Annotated in this window: 12 protein-coding genes; 5 read left to right on the plus strand and 7 right to left on the minus strand. The window is 43.2% G+C overall.

Going from position 1 to position 18,948, the window contains the following annotated elements; all coding sequences use genetic code 11:
- Positions 1-36: 36 nt before the first annotated feature.
- From uvrA to JS40_RS01870, 4 genes are all read right to left on the minus strand, one after another.
- Positions 37-2,868 (minus strand): excinuclease ABC subunit UvrA, encoded by a 2,832-nt coding sequence (gene uvrA / locus JS40_RS01855; protein ID WP_034257910.1) that lies wholly within the window; start codon positions 2,866-2,868, stop codon positions 37-39.
- Positions 2,869-2,962: 94 nt separating this feature from the next.
- A complete protein-coding gene (locus JS40_RS01860) occupies positions 2,963-3,976 on the minus strand; it encodes a hypothetical protein (RefSeq protein ID WP_034257912.1) in 1,014 nt (337 codons plus the stop codon).
- Positions 3,977-4,263: 287 nt separating this feature from the next.
- Entirely contained in the window at positions 4,264-5,967 is a 1,704-nt protein-coding gene (gene ggt / locus JS40_RS01865) for a gamma-glutamyltransferase (RefSeq protein ID WP_034257913.1), read from the minus strand.
- Positions 5,964-6,548 (minus strand): acyl carrier protein phosphodiesterase, encoded by a 585-nt coding sequence (locus JS40_RS01870; RefSeq protein ID WP_034257915.1) that lies wholly within the window; start codon positions 6,546-6,548, stop codon positions 5,964-5,966. The genes ggt and JS40_RS01870 overlap by 4 nt, the downstream gene beginning before the upstream one ends.
- A gap of 72 nt (positions 6,549-6,620) precedes the next feature.
- Between JS40_RS01870 and glmM the strand changes: the two genes are divergently transcribed.
- On the plus strand, positions 6,621-8,009 hold the full coding sequence (gene glmM / locus JS40_RS01875; protein ID WP_034257917.1) for a phosphoglucosamine mutase: 1,389 nt from the start codon (positions 6,621-6,623) through the stop codon (positions 8,007-8,009).
- An 84-nt stretch (positions 8,010-8,093) separates the two neighbouring features.
- Here the strand turns inward: glmM and JS40_RS01880 are convergent, their stop codons facing one another.
- A complete protein-coding gene (locus JS40_RS01880; RefSeq protein ID WP_034257919.1) occupies positions 8,094-8,966 on the minus strand; it encodes a lysophospholipid acyltransferase family protein in 873 nt (290 codons plus the stop codon).
- 66 nt (positions 8,967-9,032) lie between these two features.
- Here JS40_RS01880 and JS40_RS01885 point away from each other — a divergent pair, with 66 nt between their 5' ends.
- A complete protein-coding gene (locus JS40_RS01885; protein ID WP_034257921.1) occupies positions 9,033-9,683 on the plus strand; it encodes a rhomboid family intramembrane serine protease in 651 nt (216 codons plus the stop codon).
- Between the two features lie 11 nt (positions 9,684-9,694).
- Positions 9,695-10,375 (plus strand): SIMPL domain-containing protein, encoded by a 681-nt coding sequence (locus JS40_RS01890; RefSeq protein ID WP_034257923.1) that lies wholly within the window; start codon positions 9,695-9,697, stop codon positions 10,373-10,375.
- 2 nt (positions 10,376-10,377) lie between these two features.
- Here JS40_RS01890 and JS40_RS01895 read toward each other — a convergent pair whose 3' ends face one another.
- Entirely contained in the window at positions 10,378-11,493 is a 1,116-nt protein-coding gene (locus JS40_RS01895) for a TlpA disulfide reductase family protein (RefSeq protein WP_034257925.1), read from the minus strand.
- Between the two features lie 129 nt (positions 11,494-11,622).
- Between JS40_RS01895 and JS40_RS01900 the strand changes: the two genes are divergently transcribed.
- On the plus strand, positions 11,623-13,995 hold the full coding sequence (locus tag JS40_RS01900) for a GAF domain-containing protein (RefSeq protein WP_034257927.1): 2,373 nt from the start codon (positions 11,623-11,625) through the stop codon (positions 13,993-13,995).
- Here the strand turns inward: JS40_RS01900 and JS40_RS01905 are convergent.
- Positions 13,992-15,215 carry a Pycsar system effector family protein gene (locus JS40_RS01905; protein WP_051957462.1) on the minus strand — a complete coding sequence of 408 codons (1,224 nt, stop codon included), beginning with the start codon at positions 15,213-15,215 and terminating at the stop codon, positions 13,992-13,994. The two genes, JS40_RS01900 and JS40_RS01905, sit on opposite strands and share 4 nt — an antisense overlap.
- 52 nt (positions 15,216-15,267) lie before the next feature.
- On the opposite strand from JS40_RS01905, the gene JS40_RS01910 reads away from it, so the two are divergent.
- Positions 15,268-18,948 (plus strand): bifunctional metallophosphoesterase/BamA family protein, encoded by a 3,681-nt coding sequence (locus JS40_RS01910; RefSeq protein ID WP_034257929.1) that lies wholly within the window; start codon positions 15,268-15,270, stop codon positions 18,946-18,948.

Genomic DNA, 18,948 nt, shown 5'->3' on the forward strand with positions numbered 1-18,948 from the left:
ATTTGTCATGGGTTTCCCCTAAACAAGGCTGGGCCGCTAATGTAATTCTTTTTTAAGGAAACGTGCGGTATAGCTTTTTTTATCTTTTATCAATTCCTCCGGTGTTCCAAGGGCCATGATCTCACCGCCTTTTTTACCTCCTTCGGGACCAATATCTATAATATAATCAACGGTTTTAATGACATCCAGATTGTGTTCAATGATCACTACCGTATTCCCTTTGTCCACTAATTTGTTCAAGACCAGCAGTAACACCCTAATATCCTCAAAATGCAGACCGGTGGTAGGTTCGTCCAAGATATAGAACGTATTCCCGGTATCTCTTTTTGAGAGTTCCGTGGCCAGTTTAATTCGCTGAGCTTCTCCGCCGGAGAGCGTGGTGGATTGTTGACCTAACGTAATATAGCCCAGTCCAACATCTTTTATTGTCTTAAGTTTTCGGTAAATCTTCGGGATGGGTTCAAAAAAAGCACATGCCTCATTAATGGTCATTTCCAGCACATCATGAATGGATTTTCCTTTGTAACGGACCTCCAGAGTTTCTCTGTTAAAACGTTTTCCCTGGCAGGTCTCGCATTCAACATACACATCCGGTAAAAAATTCATCTCGATCACCCGCAGACCACCACCCTTGCAGGTCTCACAACGTCCGCCGGCGACATTAAAACTAAAACGCCCCGGCTTGTAGCCACGAATCATGGCCTCCGGTACTTTAGCGAATAGATTCCTTATTTCTGAAAACACTCCGGTATAGGTTGCAGGATTGGAACGGGGTGTTCTTCCAATAGGTGATTGATTGATATCTATGACCTTATCGATATGTTTAAGTCCGTCGATCTTTTTATAAGGCATGGGCTTCTTCACACCATTAAAGAAGTGTGCGTTGAGAATAGGGTACAGGGTCTCATTGATGAGGGTGGATTTTCCACTGCCGGAAACACCTGTAACACCAATCATAGTGCCCAACGGAAAGCTCACACTCACATTCTTTAGATTATTTCCCGTCGCTCCGGTAAGACTTAGGATCTTTCCGTTGCCTTCTCTCCGTTTCTTCGGAATTTCGATCTCTTTCGTTCCATTTAGGTAATCGGCCGTAAGGGTATGCTGTTTTTTTATTTCTGAAGGAGTCCCCTCCGAAACGATTTCCCCGCCATGACGACCTGCTGCAGGACCAATATCGATCACATAATCGGCGTGTTCGATCATATCCTTATCATGTTCTACCACAATGACCGAATTCCCAATGTCCCGAAGCTGGATCAATGAATGGATCAACTTTTCATTGTCCCTTTGGTGTAGACCAATACTTGGTTCATCCAAAATATATAGCACCCCTACTAACTGAGATCCAATTTGTGTCGCTAGTCGAATACGCTGTGCTTCCCCTCCCGAAAGTGATTTAGAGCTTCGGTCCAGTGCAAGGTAAGTAAGTCCAACATCCACTAAGAACTGCAAGCGGGAACGCACTTCTTTTATGATCTCTGAAGCGATCTTGCGTTGTGTTTCAGAAAGCTTCGCTTCTAAGGTTGCGAACCAGGCGGCCAGTTCGACCACGTCCATGTGGGCAAGTTCGGCAATGTTCTTTCCGTTCACCTTAAAATAGAGCGATTCCTTCCGAAGCCGTGAACCTTCGCATTCCGGACAAGCGATCTTATTCATGTATTCTTTGGCCCATCGCTTCAGGGATTTTGATTCGTTGGCCTCATAGGTGTTTTGAAGAAAGGTCGCAACACCTTCAAAATCGATCTTATAGTTTCGAGTGATCCCAAGTGTCTTGGACTCGATATCAAATTTTTCATTACCGCCGTAAAAGATCATTTGTTGTGCGGCTTCGGGGATGCTTTCAAACGGATCACTTAATTTGAAATTGTAGCGTTCTGCGATCAATTCGAGTTGTTTGAACACCCAATTGCTCTTTTGCGGACCGTGAGGGGCTAAAGCACCTTGTTTTATGGACAGTTGTTTGTTGGGAACGATCTTATCGAGATTCACTTCGTATAATTTACCCAATCCCTTACAGTTTGGGCACATTCCTTTTGGCGAGTTGAAGGAGAAATTATTGGGTTCGGGGTTGGGGTAAGAGACACCACTCGTGGGACACATGAGCGATCTGCTGAAATACCGTACAGCATTTGTCTCGTTATCAAGTACCATGAGTACATCATCCCCATGATACATGGCTGTAACGATCGTTTCGGACAAACGCTTGTCGTTTTCGGTGTCCTCAGAGATTTTGAGTCGGTCCACTACGATCTCAATATCATGGGTTTTGTAACGGTCGATCTTCATCCCTTTGGTAAGATCCAGTACTTCGCCGTCCACCCTAACTTTTAAAAATCCCTGCTTCGCGATCTGCTCAAACAATTCTCTGTAATGTCCTTTTCGAGAACGAATCACAGGAGCTAGTACGCTTACCTTCTTGTCTTTAAATTCTTCAATAATAAGCTGCTTTATCTGTTCGTCGTTGTAGCTTACCATTTTTTCTCCCGTATTATAACTGTAGGCATCGCTGGCACGTGCATAGAATAGACGAAGAAAATCGTATATCTCTGTAATGGTTCCTACAGTAGAACGAGGACTTTTGCTGGTGGTTTTTTGCTCAATGGCAATTACAGGAGACAAACCGTCTATCTTATCCACATCCGGCCGTTCCAGACTGCCTAGGAATTGGCGGGCATACGCCGAAAAGGTCTCTATGTAGCGACGCTGACCTTCTGCGTAGATCGTATCGAAGGCCAATGAAGATTTTCCGCTGCCCGAAAGCCCTGTTATTACCACCAATTTTTCACGGGGAATGCGAACATCAATGTCTTTTAAATTGTGAACTCGTGCCCCGAGAACTTCAATAAAATCTTCATTTTTTATCATAGTTTGCAAAGGTACTCAATTGATATGAAAATTTAGAAGGCATCCCAGCGTCAAGGTGTTAATTTTCAGAAGAAATTTTTAAAAAAGGAATGACCTACGAATTCGCTTCTTTGGATAGGAATTGATAGAAGGTTGTCGCAATAAAGAAGATAAGACTTATTACAAATGAGTAGCTCGTGATAAGAACTAAGGTAGAAAGGCCGAACAACAAAAAGCATAGGGGCATTAACACGCCAAACAACACCAAGGTGAGGAAAATACCGTAAAGATATTTTATAAGGTTAGGCATGCTCTTCGTGGAGTTGAACTGAAACTGAAAGAGTTTAGGCAACACTTCCTTGGTCATGTACTCACCTAATTTAGAGAGGAACACTTCATTGAAGGAAGAGTCTTCAAAAGCTTCGCTATCAATGGTATTGGCCAACTTCATGATCTTTTCTTGGTGTCTTTCAAAAACAGCATTCAGGTCTAAGGCTTCTTTATAAACTGCATATTTATACCCAAAATAGAACCAAAGCCCCGAACCGCACTTGTGCTCCAGCCATTTGGCAACAATATCCTGATTGTAGATTTTTGGATAGTGTATGTTCTCCGGAATGGTTTTATCCTTCGGACTCGTCATTAAAAGCGATTTAAGCTCCAGATAAAGATTCTCTGTATCTGCATAATTGTGGTTCTCCTGAAGGAACTCGATAGCGATCTTGGATTTACCTTTGTAGAACTCCTTAACTTCAAAGAAATTGAGACCCGCAAACTCGTCATCTATATAGTCCCTTAGCCCCGGAAGCCACATTTTTGAGCGGTAGAGTATATCTACGATCGTGCGAAAATGGTGCATCTTTTCGGTCACCTTGCCCAAATTGTCGATCACATTCGCTCGCGTGTTCTTAAGATTCATGGCGGCTAAAGCCAGATAGACCATGATCACTGCGCTCAAGAATCCGCTAATCGCTATAAACAGAGAGGAAAGACCGGAAAGCGTTGTTGCAAAATCGGGAGAAGCATTATTCTTTTGCCAAAGAAGAAATAGGAGGGCAATACAAAGAAGCCCACTAAATACGAGTGGGATGAGGGCATACAAATCCTTTAAGAAAGATTTATTTCTCATAACGGGCCTTCCAGGTGAAAGCAATGAAAAGAAGCGGCGTATCCCCAACTCATAAAGAAAACCCTACTATTCTTATTAGAGTAGCATCGATTGTTCTTAATAATAGTATATTTGAATGGATTCGTTGAGCTCCCCAAAGGCGAATAGTTACCTTAGCTTCACTACTGATAATTCCTACAATTTATAGTTATTATCTCCAAATTTAGCCTTTTTAGACTCAATTTGTAGTAAAAACCCTACATTTCGATATGTGGTATAACAATTCCGATTAACGGCTAAAAAACCGATTAGAATCCAACGGCCGTATCATCTCCCCTAAAATCGGCCCCGCCTTCCAAAGTACCATCGGGTAAGATCAAAATAGCGTCTACTTTGCCTATGGTTGGGTCTACCTGAGTATTTCTGGGATAGCCTTTTCGTTCCAGGGCATTCACTAGGGAATCCGAAAATCGCCCCAGCTCATAACGAACGGCATCAGGCAGCCATTGATGGTGGAAGCGAGCCGCATCCACAGCCGTTTGCATGTCCATTTCAAACTCATAGACATTTAAGATGGTTTGTGCTACAGATGTAATGATCGTGGCACCTCCCGGGGTTCCAACGACCATATACAGCGCCCCATCCTTTTCGACGATGGTTGGGGTCATGGCACTTAGCATTCTTTTTTGAGGTTCGATCGCATTGGCAGAACCTCCTATGAGACCATAAATATTAGGCTCTCCCGGCTTTGCGCTAAAATCGTCCATTTGATTGTTGAGAAAGAAACCCAGTTCGTGGGCGTACAATTTTGAACCGTAAGCAGAGTTTAACGTGGTTGTGACGGCTACGGCATTTCCAAACTGATCTACAATGGAATAATGTGTGGTTTCTGTACTTTCATACCCCGAAATAGTCCCATGAGTGAGCGAATTAGACGGTGTGGCAGCTTCAAAGCTGAACGAATCCATACGTGCCTTTACATAAGAATCACTTAGAAGTGAATCGATAGGGTTCTTAACAAAATCGGGATCTCCTAAATAGTAACTTCGGTCGGCGTAGGCACGCCTTTCGGCTTCTACCAACACCTGAATGTAGGGAACAGTGTTATGACCGTATGTTTGAAGCGGATACGGCGCGACCATCTTCAGTATCTGTCCCAGACACACACCACCGCTGGACGGCGGACCCATAGAAATAACCTTTAGGTCCTTATAGTGGAAAGTGAGCGGTTCCCGCCATTCAGCTTCGTAGGCTTCAAGATCTTCCTTCGTTATAATTCCATTGTTGTCTTGAATAAAGGTGACCAGTTTTTCTGCGGTTTCTCCCAAGTAGAATTCGGCGCGTCCATTTTTAGCGATTCGCTCCAAAGTGGAAGCAAGTGCGTTATTTTTCAAGGTATCACCGGCAACATATACTTTAGAAAATATTGAAGGGTTTCTATTGACCGAATCGAAAGCGGGACGGTATTCGTTCAATCGTATGGCTTGCTTTTCGGTGATCACATACCCTTTCCTTGCCAATCGTATCACAGGTTCCAGCAGCACCTCCATAGGTAAGGTACCTAACTTTTCTCGAACGGCAAAGATACCGGCCACTGTTCCCGGAACCCCTACAGCGAGGCCACCTGTTTTGCTTTTTTCGGAAATGTATGTACCCGCTGCATCGAGATACATATCTTTGGATGCTGCCAGAGGTGCTTTTTCCCGGTAATCGAAACTCCCCAATTCGCCATATTGTGTTCTGTAGACCATAAAACCGCCACCGCCAAGATTTCCTGCATAGGGGTAAGTTACGGCTAAGGCCATTTCTACGGCTACCATCGCATCAAAAGCGTTTCCTCCTTTCTGTAAGATCTCTATACCAATCCTGGAGGCTTCTTCCCGTGCCGAAACCACCATGGCGTTCTTGGCGTGGATAGCTTGTTTGGAGGAAACTTCGGCTACCGGCCGGTCTGTTTCTTGCTTACAGGAAAGGAATGCAAAGACAATGCTTGCTAAAAGGACAAACCTCATAGTTCTCTCAGTTTATTTTCAGAATAGAGTATTAGATCATTGAAAAACCGGGTAAATTCTTCTTCGAATGCATCGTAATGCTGTTCCAGTTCGATAACGGCGAGATTCATTTTAGCTACACGTTTGGTGCGCACATTCATCTGCGACAGGATCTTTCCGATGCCGGCGATCGTGGCATAGCTCACCAGCCAGTTGTCTGCGATCATGTAGGGCATCATACGTTGTATTCTGGCGGGAAGTATCGAAAAATTATGACGTAATAACGCATAAAAATCTTCCACAAACTTCTCTAACGGAACCTCGTGATAGTTTCCCCAATTCTTAGCTAGAAAATGGTCATATAATATGTCTACGATCACCCCGCTGTAATGCCCGTAGTTCTCATGCAATTTTGCGGTACTCTCTCGAACGGTGGGATGGGCATCGGTATAACTGTCGATCGCCCGATGCAGGAGGATGCCTTTTTGAATGGCGGGAGGATATTTCATGTATCGTTTACCTTTAATGCCGTCGGCAATAAAATTACCAATGACAATCCCTTCGTCATCCCCTGAAAGATATATATGGGCGAGAAAATTCATTAGGTACAATTTACAAAAACCCCGCTAAGAATTCTGTTTTTAAAAAAGTATCTTTGCTGAAAAATACGCACTATGACATTGATTAAATCCATTTCAGGAATTCGTGGTACTATTGGAGGCACTCCGGGCGACAATCTCACCCCTATCGATGCGGTGAAATACGCATCGGCCTATGGGTATTGGGTCAAACAACAGCGCAACAAGAGCGACCACCGAATTGTAGTTGGGAGGGACGCTCGTATCTCCGGTGCCATGATTCAGGAATTAGTGATGCAAACCTTGGTTGGGCTGGGTATACACGTGATCGATCTGGGTTTGTCAACCACACCAACCGTAGAGATGGCAGTGGCTATGGAGCACGCCGACGGTGGGATCATTCTAACTGCGAGTCATAATCCAAAACAGTGGAACGCTTTAAAATTGCTCAACAACAAAGGAGAATTCTTAGATGCGGCAGCCGGACAAGAGATCCTCGATCTGGCCGAAGGGGATGCCATTCGTTTTTCTGAAGTAGATGCGCTGGGCAAGATCACCAGGAATGATGCTTATATCGATCTTCATATCGATGAGATCCTTGATCTGCCATTGGTCAATGCCAATGCTATTAAAAAGGCAAAGTTTAAAGTAGTAGTCGACGGTGTTAATTCTACCGGAGGGATCGCCGTACCGCTGTTGCTTAATGCGTTGGATGTACACCCCGTGAAATTGTATTGTGATCCAACGGGACAGTTTCCTCACAATCCGGAGCCGTTAAAAGAGCATTTAACTGCCCTCATGGAAAAGGTGGTGGAAGAAAAAGCCGATCTTGGTATCGTTGTAGATCCCGATGTAGACCGACTTGCCTTTGTGGATGAGCACGGTGAGATGTTTGGGGAAGAATATACGCTGGTGGCCGTCGCCGATTATGTACTGAGGCATACCCCGGGGAATACGGTTTCTAATATGTCGTCGTCCAGAGCGCTACGGGACGTTACACAAAAACATGGAGGACAGTATACTGCGAGTGCCGTAGGAGAGGTGAATGTCGTTGAAAAGATGAAGGAGACCAAGGCGGTAATAGGCGGAGAAGGAAATGGGGGTATTATCTATCCCGAATTGCATTATGGCCGCGACAGTCTTGTAGGAATTGCCCTGTTTTTAAGTCATTTGGCAGAAAAACAGCTTTCTGTGAGTGAGCTTCGGAAGGAGTACACCTCGTATTTTATGAGTAAGAAAAAGATCGAATTGACTCCTCAACTGGATGTCGATGCTATCTTGAAGCAGCTTGCTTCGAACTATGTTTCCGAAGAGATCAATACCATAGACGGTCTTAAGATCGATTTTGCGACTAACTGGGTACATCTTAGAAAATCCAATACCGAACCCATTATTCGTATTTATACCGAAGCACAAACCCAAGCCGAGGCCGATGGGCTAGCAGAACGCTTTATTGGCGAAATAAAAGCGCTGGTCAACAACTAGGCTTCGTATGAAAACGAAGGTTGATATACCGGGAAATAAGAAAACGTGTAGTCGTATTAGGGCGCAAAAAGAGTTACAAGCGTTCTACCGGTCGCGATGTTTCCATCGTTTATGCGACCAGAGGTAGTACTGGGGAGCTTCTGCTATTTGCTTTTCAATTTCAGAAAGGAACATTCGTGTAAGTTCATAATTCTGATAGGAGGAGGGATCTTCGGCCAAGGGAATAAAAGTTGCTTTGTAATGCCCTCGTTTTATTTTTTCGGTCTTAAGATACAGCGCAACGAAATCCAGTCTTTTTGAGAGTTCTTCCGTGCCGGTGAACACAGGCACCTTAATGCCCATAAAGGTATCTTTGTGTTTAAAATTTCCCGGACGCGGGGTTTGGTCTGCCACAATGAGGGTTGTGGTCCTTGCACCTTCTTTCGCCTTTCGGAAAAGGACCTTCACCACCTGTTTGTTGGTAATAATGGTCGCTCCAAATTTACCGCGTATCTTCTTGACCAGGGTATTAAAGGCCGGATTGTCCAGACTCTTATACACGCCGTATCCTTCATGCGGCATGACCGAACTGATAATAGAGCTCCACTCCCAATTGGCGTAATGACCGCAAAATACCAGTGTACTGCGTCCTTCCTTAAAATAGCGATCTAAAAGTTCGGGGTTGCTAATTACATACCGTTTTCTCAATTCGGCTTCAGAAATAGAAATGGTCTTTACAGTCTCTACTATAAGGTCGCAGAGATGCTTGTAAAATTGTTTTTCGATCGTTTTTCTTTCGGCTTCGGTCTTTTCAGAAAGAACAAGGGATAAATTTTCGCGAACCGTTTTTTTTCGGTATCCTATAAGATGATATGCCACAAGATACAAGCCGCCTGAAAGGATGTACAATATCCACATAGGAAGGATAGAGAGCAACCAAAGTAGGGAATACGAAAGAATATAAAGTACGCGTTGCATAGCTATAGTTATCGCAAAACTAACTAAATTTATTGCATTACAAACCACCTATCAATCTGAAACTTTATGCAAGATATCCATATCGCTACCTTGATCATTATTGCAGCCAATGTTGCCATATCCATCAAGGGGTTTAATGATTTTACGTTTTTTGAGAAATATAAATTCAACATCGCCGGTATTAGACGTGGAGAACATATTAGAATGCTTACGTCGGGCTTTTTACATGTTGATTTTACACATCTATTGTTCAACATGATCACTTTGTATTTTTTCGCAGGCGTAGTGATCGGGGCCGTTGGTGTGACCAAATTTGTGCTAATCTATCTGGCAAGCTTATTGGTAGGTAATCTATTGTCGCTGTATTTTCATAAGGACGAATACCATTACAGTGCGGTTGGAGCAAGTGGTGCTGTGACAGGGATCCTGTACGCAGCTATTTTATTCTACCCGGATATGGGATTGTATTTGTTTTTTATCCCTTTAGCGATCCCTGCGTGGATCTTCGGATTGCTTTATTTGCTATATTCCATCTACGGAATGAAAAGCAGGAGAGGGAATATAGGGCATGATGCACACTTTGGTGGTGCTATTGCGGGATACGCTCTAACGTTAGCATTTGTACCCACTTTGGTACAAACAAGCCTCTGGATAGTGATCGTTTTGGCAGTTCCCATAGCATTGCTCTTTGTATTACACAAACTCGGAAAAATTTAAATACTACTTTTATGAAAAAGATCATCACCTTAGTACTATTAACTACAACTATTATGACAACAGCACAAAACACATCTTTGCCTCCTACCGTCGATGTTACCGGAGAAGGGATTGTTCGGGTGGTCCCGGACGAGGTCACCGTATCTGTACGTGTCGAGAATACAGGGAAAATCGCTCAGGAAGTAAAGAAGGAGAACGACAGGATCGTTAATGAAGTGCTATCCTCTTTAAAGAAGTTAGGTATACCCGATAAGGACGTGAGAACGCAATACATTAGGTTGAACAAGAATTATGAATACAATACAAAGACCTATAATTATGCGGCAAACCAATCGATTGCCGTAACATTACGCGATCTATCTATGTACGAGTCATTAATGAACACACTGCTTTCCAGCGGAATCAACAACATAGATAATATCGCTTTCGATGCGTCTAACCGTGAGGCACTGGAAACGGAAGCACGTAAAAAGGCTGTATTAAATGCCAAACAAAAAGCGGAAGAATATGCCAGCGTTTTGAATCAAACCATTAGCAAGGCTGTGAGTATAAGTGAATACCGGATGTCGAATACACCTTCGCCCATGTATAAGACCATGGCTATGGATGCCGAAGCGGGGGGTCAACAGACCATGGCTCCGGGTGAGATGGAGATCAGGACTACGGTAAATGTAAGTTTTCTGTTAGAATAACCTTATTTGTCGCCCAGCAACGATGCGATCTTTGCTTCCAGTGCGGGTCCGCGGAGGTTCTTGTCTATGATGACACCGTTCTCGTCCAACAAGAAAGTAGCCGGTATAGACCGTACATTATAGGTACGAGCGATAGGATCGTTCCAGAACATAAGATTTGAAACATGGTACCAGTCCATGTTGTCATCTTTTATAGCCTGTATCCATCGGTCTTTTTGGCTATCCTTGTCGAGTGACACACTAATAATGTTGAGTCCTTTATCGTGATATTTGTTGTAAACGTTCACCACATTAGGGTTCTCCATACGGCATGGTTTGCACCAGGATGCCCAGAAGTCGATGATGGTGTATTTTCCTAAGGCTTCGTTTAAAGATAAGGTTTCCCCTGATGGCGTTGGTGCAGAAAATTCCGGAGCCTTAGAACCGATATCGGCCTTTTTGGCATTGGCAATCACTGCTTTCAGGTCGCTTGTGACAGGTAATGCTGCGATCTTAGGAGCCAGATTATCTATAAATTCGGAAGCTTCGGCAGCAGAGATCTCTTTTCGCGTAAGCATTTCAGAAATTAACATAACCGCAAACAACGAATTGCTGTTCTCACGGGCGAACTGTTTCTTGTATTCTCCTTCTTCGGTCACTAAAGCGGCATTCTCTTGTTGAATGGTTGCAATGGCAACGTTGTCCTGCTCATTTCGCGCTTGTTTAAAACGTTCCATGCTGGACTGCTTTCGTTTGTTAAAGCTTCGGATCTGTTGTGCAAATGATCGATAGGCCTCGTTTTGTTTCCCTCCGGAGATGTAGGAAGAATTGATGCTGTCTTTGTAGATAGTGGCATTCATATCTTCATTTTCAGGAAAATAAACGATGGAAGCATTCGTGTTATCTACACGCAGATAGTTTACTGTTATGGCCTCACTTTTTGGGTAACTTGCCGAAAAACTACCGTTCTCGACGGTAAGGGTATCAATTACCTTAGGTTGGTTGTGATCGACTTCGTACACATAGATCTTTGTACCGTCTGCAAATCCTTCGGCAGTACCCTCTAAATAAAAGGTGTTCGAGTCTGAAGCACAGGAAATTAATACAAGTGTAACAAGTATTGTTGTAAGTCGTCTCATAATTTTAAGAAAGTTTCGCACAAAAATAGCGACAATTTATTCTGAAAAAAAAGCGAATCCTCAAATTATTGTTAATCCAATGAGGTATTGCTCATAATTGTGTAATTTTATACGTTCAACAAATTGAAGATGAAGGCAAAGCAGGAAGCATTTCCACTACATATTAAGATAAGCTTTAAAAAGCTTTTCGACCATTACCGAAACGTGCTGGACACCGGTTCCAAATTTGGAAAGGATCGTGCCCGTGCGGTTTTAAAATTGGAGGAAGAATTTCCTGTCCTTTCTGAAGGTTTTGACGATGAATCCGATCTGCAGGCTTATGCAGAGCAAATTGATTTCTTACTGGCCGATATCTTTAATGAAGCCTTGACCTTAAACGAAATTAAGGTGGCAACCACCCCCTTTCAAACGATGGTCTTCAAGGCCACACAACGGTATAAGAATATTTTGAAGCAAGCCGGTAAAGAATTCACACCGGAGCTTGTTAATTTTGATGAGAAGTATTTCTACATCATGGGCTGCAGCATTATACTTAATGCGTATTACGGCTATAAGATTGATTTTAAAAGACCCTTCTACTACAATATACCCGATGCCGGCGGAACCGTTCGCAATTATCGCGTGATGTATAATGGTGATTTTATGGATGTGGAAAAGACCGACAAGGCGGTGGAGATCACGCAAGAAGATGTGGACGAGCTCATGGAGAATTTTGAGAATATCGAGATCTGGAAGGAAAAATTTCCCGAAGAAGGCTGGATATTCAAAGGCTTTGTGATCGCAAATCTCTTTGACGTAACAACCGATGTTTCCATCTCCGATTTCAAATCACATTTGCTGCGACACGAATCGGAAACAGGGGATCTGGGCAGGGATATGGAGAGCATATTTAGAACGATCTTTAATCTGAAAGACCTAAAAATGGGCTTTTCAGACTTTAACGAGGAAGATGGTACCTTCGAACGATTGCTCTATAAGAACGTGAACAGTTATATCCTGGATGATAAGAATAGTGAGGTATGTACCGATGCACTTTGCGACGCTTCCTTTTACACACTTTTCAAGAAGCATGAACTGTACTGTGTAACCAACACCGAAAAATACCACAAACTTTATCCAAAGAATGTGCTCTATAAAAAGTTGTTGGAACAAAATATAAAAAGTGCTTTGTTTGCGGCTATCGTGGATGAAGGAAAGGTACTTGGAGTTCTGGAACTTGTGTCACCTACGGAAAATGGATTGAATACCATTAACGCGAACAAACTAAAGGATGTCATGCCATTTCTCATCGACTCTGTAGTACGCTCCAAAGAGCAGGCAGAGAATGAGTTGGAGTTGGTGATCCAGGAAGAATGTACGTCTATTCACAGCAGTGTACACTGGAAATTCAAAAAAGAAGCGAAACGTTATTTGAGCAGCCTGGCAAAAGGGGAGCCCTCTTATTTCAGGGAAATTGTCTTTAACGATGTGTATCCGCTTTATGGACAAATTGATGTCAAGGGCTCTTCAACAGCACGCAATGAGGCTACCAAAAAAGATCTGGTGCTTCAGCTTAAACACGTTCAAAAGATCATTCATAAGATCCATGCGATTGAGAACCTTCCTATTTATGAGCATATTGCTTTCAGAATTAATCAGTATCTGGAAGATCTAAAAGAAGAGCTTCAAGTAGATAGTGAACGGCAGGTGCTTACTTTTCTGCGGAAGGAGATCATTCCATTGTTCACACACCTAAGTAAGAAAAGCGAAACACTGAAACTGCTTATACAAAAATACCAGGACCTTGTAGATACCGCTACGGGCTTGATCTACAAGCACCGAAAAGATTACGATGACTCCGTAATGCTTATAAACAAGCGCATGGCCTCCATTCTCGATAAAAAACAGATCGAAGCCCAGCAAATGTATCCGCATTACTTTGAGCGTTTCAAAACCGACGGAGTAGAACACAATCTTTATATTGGCGAAGCCATTACGAAGACCAAGAGTTTCAACAAAGTGTATTTATATAATCTTAGGTTGTGGCAACTGCAGGTCATGTGCGAAATGGAGAACAATTACTACAAATTGAAAGAACGGTTACCGGTAGCCATGAGTGTGGCGTCTATGATCCTGTCGTTTAATAGCCCGTTGTCACTTCGGTTCCGTATGGATGAAAAACGATTTGATGTCGACGGAACGTATAATGCGCGTTACGAGGTGGTTAAAAAACGAGTCGACAAAGCATTTATTAAAGGTACCGAAGAGCGCATCACGCAGGCAGGGAAGATCACCATTGTATATTCCCAAAAGGAAGATGAAGAGGAATACTTAAAATATATTAGTTTCCTTCAGCACCAAAAGCAATTGGACACCGATGTAGAGATTCTGGAATTGGAGGATCTACAGGGCGTTACAGGTCTTAAGGCGTTACGCGTTAGTGTACTGTATGTGAATGAAACAAGCGATCATCAAAAGGAATATTACACCTACGACGACCTCATGTCACAGATCAATTCTTAGGCATTCGGGTCGACGATCTCTTTTACTTCATCAATAGGAATATCTGCTAGTCCGAACGAGACGCCAAATGCAATAATAGAAATGATCGTTCCCACTACAAAGATCGTATAGGTAAGGCGGAGGATTCGGTATTTCCTGTCCAGCACTTTACCTAAAAAGTAAAGGTCTTTCGTAAGCGAAGAATAGATATAGTCACGGTCATTCAACAATTCCCCGATAGCCCATTGGTATTGATCTAACTCCATCTTGTGGAAATTTCCGAAGAAGGTAAGATTCACACTTTTATTTTCCACATCTTCCTTAGTAAATTCACCTCGGGTTACATTGGGTCGCGTTGCGATCACTGCTAGGATCATCGTCACTGCACTGGATATCACAAATACCGCAGTAGGCCAAATAAGATAGGGATTAGTGTCAAATTTTGAGAAGAGATTCGCCAAGATCACCGAGATGACGATAGCGTTTACAGATAATAAAATGTTGGCCTTTGTATCGGCTATATCACTTAACTTAATGTGATTTCGAAGTGCTGTACGGTAGAAGGTTTGGATTCCCCTGTCCGGACTCGCATCCTTATATTTCATTTTAAGCTGTGCCTTAAGGTCTTCACGCTTTAAGCGTTTTTTATCCTTTTTCCTGCCCTTTATAAGGTTGGCAAGGTTGTCCTCCTTTTGTTTTTGCCAATTTCGAAGAGCATAATCACTGTAAAACTGATGCTTTTCTATTAGGACCTTGATGTTCTCATCACGCCATTCGCGCGGTGAGAATTTTTGGATCCCTTGCGATTTGTATTCTTGCCGCAGGAATTCGCTGGCTTCTTCAAAATAATCCTTTCCAAAGTGCGAAGAATCGGCATCGCGGATCATCTCCTCCAAAGGTCCTTCAGGTGTTCCTTTGAACTTTGTGGCCATGATACATTTGTTGACTCCTTCTATAATTTCGGGATCTGCATTCTGCGATTCAAGGAACTCTGTGGCGATCTTTACACTCTCTTCTTCATGTCCTTCACGAGTCACAGTATAGCCCGTATCATGCAGTAATGCTGCCAGTCTAAGGACCGTGGCATCTTTAACATTAATTTGTGAATCTTCAATAATTTCGTTTATACTTTTATAAACACGTTTGGAATGGGTGTAATTGTGATAGACAAATGTGTTTGGTAATTTCTCCTTAAATAGATTAAGGATAAATTGATCTGCTGCCTCGACGATATCGCTCATAGTGTTGAATTAATCATCCAAATTACTAAAAAATAAATCGCTCATAAATTACATGAAGAAAATTAACATCATTATAACTTTTATAGGAGTTTCCTTCCTTTTTGGATGTGCAACACACCAACCACAATATCGTACCAAGGACACAAATCAAGAGCTTCCTCCATCCGGGAAAGAGGTGGATCACACTTTCTTTTTGCTGGGAGATGCGGGGTATGTTGAAGAGGCCGAATCTTCTGTGGCATTGCGGTCATTTCAAGAATATATCAAAGAAAATACCTCAAAGAACAGTCATGTGATCTTTTTAGGCAATAGCTTTTATCCATCGGGGATGTCTTCTGAAACACCTTCAAAAGCATCAAATATCAAGGATCAATTAAAGGCCATAGAGGCGCATAAAGGCAAAGTAATGATTCTTCCCGGCGAATTGGACTGGCGATCCAGTGTGGATGGTCTTGAATATGAAGAAGATTTCCTGAAAGCCCGTTACGACGGAAAAGATATACTGCAACCTAATAACGGCTGTCCTTTGGAAAGTATTGAGATAGGTGATGATATACAACTCATCGTTATTGACTCCCAATGGTATATAGAAAGCTGGGATGACCACCCCAAGATGAATGATAAGTGCGAGATAAAAACACGCCGAAAATTCTTCATTGAAATTGAAGGAGAACTTAAAAAGAATAAAGGAAAGACCATACTGTTTGCCACCCACCATCCACTCATTACCAATGGAAAGCACGGGGGACGTTATACCGCCCTAAACCAAATACTGCCGGTTCCCGGATTGGCGACGGTGATCACACAAGTACGAAGCCAGGGTGCGATCTCAAAACAGGACCGCTACAATGAAAGGTATAACGATCTAATGAGTCGCCTTAATGTTATGGCAAAAGACCATGATCAACTGGTCTTTGTTTCAGGACACGACAGATCGCTTCAATATTCCGAAGACAGGAACACTAAACAGATCGTTTCGGGAGCAGCCGGGGATCCAACGGCGGCCGCCTTGGGAGCACATGGTTTGTTTAGTTTTGGTGGACCTGGTTTTACGGTAGTGACCGTGTATAAAGACGGCTCTTCGCAAGCGGCTTTCTATAAAGCGGAGGAAGATAGTAATGCGACCCTCCTTTTTCAGAAGGACATTATAACTGCACCCAAAAAATACGACACCTCTAGTTTACCGGATTCTTTCCCGGCAACTGTAAAAGCTTCGGTCTACGATGATGATCGGGTAGAGAGAACAGGTTTTTTTAAAACGGTTTGGGGTGATCATTACCGAAAGGTATACGGTACCGAAGTGACGGCTACGGTAGTACAATTGGACACCCTCTATGGTGGCTTGAAAGTGATTAGAGCAGGCGGCGGACATCAAACAAGGTCACTTCGGCTTCAGGATAAGGAAGGCCGTGATTATAATATGAGGGCACTGAAGAAGAGTGCTGTGCAATTCCTTCAAACAGTTATTGTGAAGGATAAGGAAGTGGAAGACGATTTTAAAGATACCCTTCCCGAAGACCTTATTCTCGATTTTTACACCGCTGCGCATCCGTATGGAGCATTTACAATCCCGAAACTCGCCGCTGCAGCGAATGTTTTTCATACAAATCCGAAGTTATACTATGTCCCAAAACAGAAAGCCTTGGGTGCATACAACGATGCCTATGGAGATGAGCTTTACATGATAGTTGAACGACCGGATGAACCTTACGATGGTGCAATTTTTAACTATCCGGATGATATTGAGAGCACAGACGATCTTTTAGATAAGATAAGAAGCGATGAAGAGAATGTGGTCGATGAGAAGACCTATATCCGGGCGCGTGTGTTCGATATGCTCATAGGGGATTGGGATCGCCATAACGATCAATGGCGATGGGCAGAGTTTAAAGATCAGGATGGCAAGGATGTTTTTGTTCCTATTCCCCGAGATAGGGATCAGGTGTATGCCAATTTTGACGGGGGATTACTGGATGTGGTGCGAGCCTTGTTCAGTACGTCACGGCAATTTCAAGTGTACGATTCTGAATTGAAACACACCAAATGGTTCAATGCTGCCGGTATTAAACTGGATAGAGCACTGGTAGAGAATTACGGAAGAGAAGAATGGTTGGCACAAGCCACCTATTTGCAACAAAACGTAACCGATGCCGTGATCGAGAACGCATTTAACGACCTCCCAAAAGAGGCGATGGATGAGACGGCTCAGGATATAAAGAATAAATTAAAAGGCCGACGGGATAACATTGTGAGAATAGCCGGTGAGTACTACGATTATTTTTCTGAACTTCAAATAGTTACCGGAACCGATAAAGACGATCATTTCGAGATCACTCGTTTATCAGACGGGGAGACCAATATTAAGGTGTTCCGAATCAAAGACGGAAAAAAAGGTGAAAAGATCGTAGACAGGACCTACAATGCGCAAGACACTAAGGAGCTTTGGGTCTACGGACTGGATGATGACGACGTTTTTGAAGTGTCCGGAACCGGAAACAATCCTATTTTTATTCGTATCGTAGGAGGGCAGAACAACGACACCTATAAGATCGCTAACGGTAGAAAGATAAAGGTATACGATCATAAAAGTCAAAAGAATACGATTGAAGAAAAGGGAGGTGCCGGTTTCCGACTTACCGATAATTATAATTTCAACACCTACGATTATACCAAACAAATACAATCCACCAATTTATTCTTACCTTCTATTGGAGCCAACCCAGATGACGGTTTTAAAGTTGGGATCAGCAATGTATATACGGTAAATGGCTTTCAACAAAACCCCTTTGCACAGCAGCATCGTTTTTCCGCAGGCTATTATGTCGCGACCCAGAGTTTCGATCTACGTTATGAAGGTGAGTTTGCGAATATCTTCGGAAGCTATAACTTCCTGATAGGCGGACACTTTAGAAACCCGAATTATGCCGTGAATTTCTTTGGCTTCGGAAATGAGACCTCTAATCTCGAATATGAAGATGAAGATAACTTCGATCTGGATTATAACAGGGTGCGTCTTGGAGGTTATGGAGGACATTTCGGTGTTCAGAAGGATTCGCCGTACGGCAGCCTGTATCGCTTTACTGCTAGGTTAGACGGCTTTGAAGTAGAGGATACTCCGGGTCGTTTTATCAGTATGTTTCCTGTAACCGAACTGGATGAGACAAAATTCTTTGCTTCTCTGGAAGCCACGTATGGATATGAGAGCTATGACAACAAGGTGAATCCGTCACGGGGAATGAAATTCGACCTCACTGTTGGGGGAACACAAGATATAGAGGGGTCCAATGATCTCTTTGGATATGTGAATCCGTATGTAGCATTTTACAACGCCATAACCCAAGACCGAAAGCTGGTATTAAAGACCGTGGCACAAGGGCAAGTACGACTGGGCGATGGTTTTGAATTCTACCAAGCGGCCCAACTGGGAAGTGATACAGGGCTGCGGGGCTATCGTGACGAGCGGTTTACGGGGAAGACAGCAGCAGCCGGAAGCGCAGATCTTCGGTATAGTTTCAATAGGTTCAAGACCGGATTAACACCGGTACAAATTGGTATCTTTGGTGGAGCCGATGCAGGTCGCGTTTGGATCCCCAATGAAGATTCAGACGTTTGGCACACCGATTTTGGAGGTGGTTTCTGGGTGAATGCGGCCGATATCCTAAGCGGTACGCTTAATGTATTCGCCGGAGACGAAGGAATACGATTAACCTTTGGCCTTGCCGTTTCAATGTAA

The organism is Altibacter lentus, assembly GCF_000746845.1.
Classification (GTDB): domain Bacteria; phylum Bacteroidota; class Bacteroidia; order Flavobacteriales; family Flavobacteriaceae; genus Altibacter; species Altibacter lentus.

Excerpts from the sequence above, each read along its gene's own strand:
- uvrA (WP_034257910.1), bottom strand. The coding sequence starts at position 2,868 with ATGATAAAAAATGAAGATTTTATTGAAGTTCTCGGGGCACGAGTTCAC.
- JS40_RS01860 (WP_034257912.1), bottom strand. The coding sequence starts at position 3,976 with ATGAGAAATAAATCTTTCTTAAAGGATTTGTATGCCCTCATCCCACTC.
- ggt (WP_034257913.1), bottom strand. The coding sequence starts at position 5,967 with ATGAGGTTTGTCCTTTTAGCAAGCATTGTCTTTGCATTCCTTTCCTGT.
- JS40_RS01870 (WP_034257915.1), bottom strand. The coding sequence starts at position 6,548 with ATGAATTTTCTCGCCCATATATATCTTTCAGGGGATGACGAAGGGATT.
- glmM (WP_034257917.1), top strand. The coding sequence starts at position 6,621 with ATGACATTGATTAAATCCATTTCAGGAATTCGTGGTACTATTGGAGGC.
- JS40_RS01880 (WP_034257919.1), bottom strand. The coding sequence starts at position 8,966 with ATGCAACGCGTACTTTATATTCTTTCGTATTCCCTACTTTGGTTGCTC.
- JS40_RS01885 (WP_034257921.1), top strand. The coding sequence starts at position 9,033 with ATGCAAGATATCCATATCGCTACCTTGATCATTATTGCAGCCAATGTT.
- JS40_RS01890 (WP_034257923.1), top strand. The coding sequence starts at position 9,695 with ATGAAAAAGATCATCACCTTAGTACTATTAACTACAACTATTATGACA.
- JS40_RS01895 (WP_034257925.1), bottom strand. The coding sequence starts at position 11,493 with ATGAGACGACTTACAACAATACTTGTTACACTTGTATTAATTTCCTGT.
- JS40_RS01900 (WP_034257927.1), top strand. The coding sequence starts at position 11,623 with ATGAAGGCAAAGCAGGAAGCATTTCCACTACATATTAAGATAAGCTTT.
- JS40_RS01905 (WP_051957462.1), bottom strand. The coding sequence starts at position 15,215 with ATGAGCGATATCGTCGAGGCAGCAGATCAATTTATCCTTAATCTATTT.
- JS40_RS01910 (WP_034257929.1), top strand. The coding sequence starts at position 15,268 with ATGAAGAAAATTAACATCATTATAACTTTTATAGGAGTTTCCTTCCTT.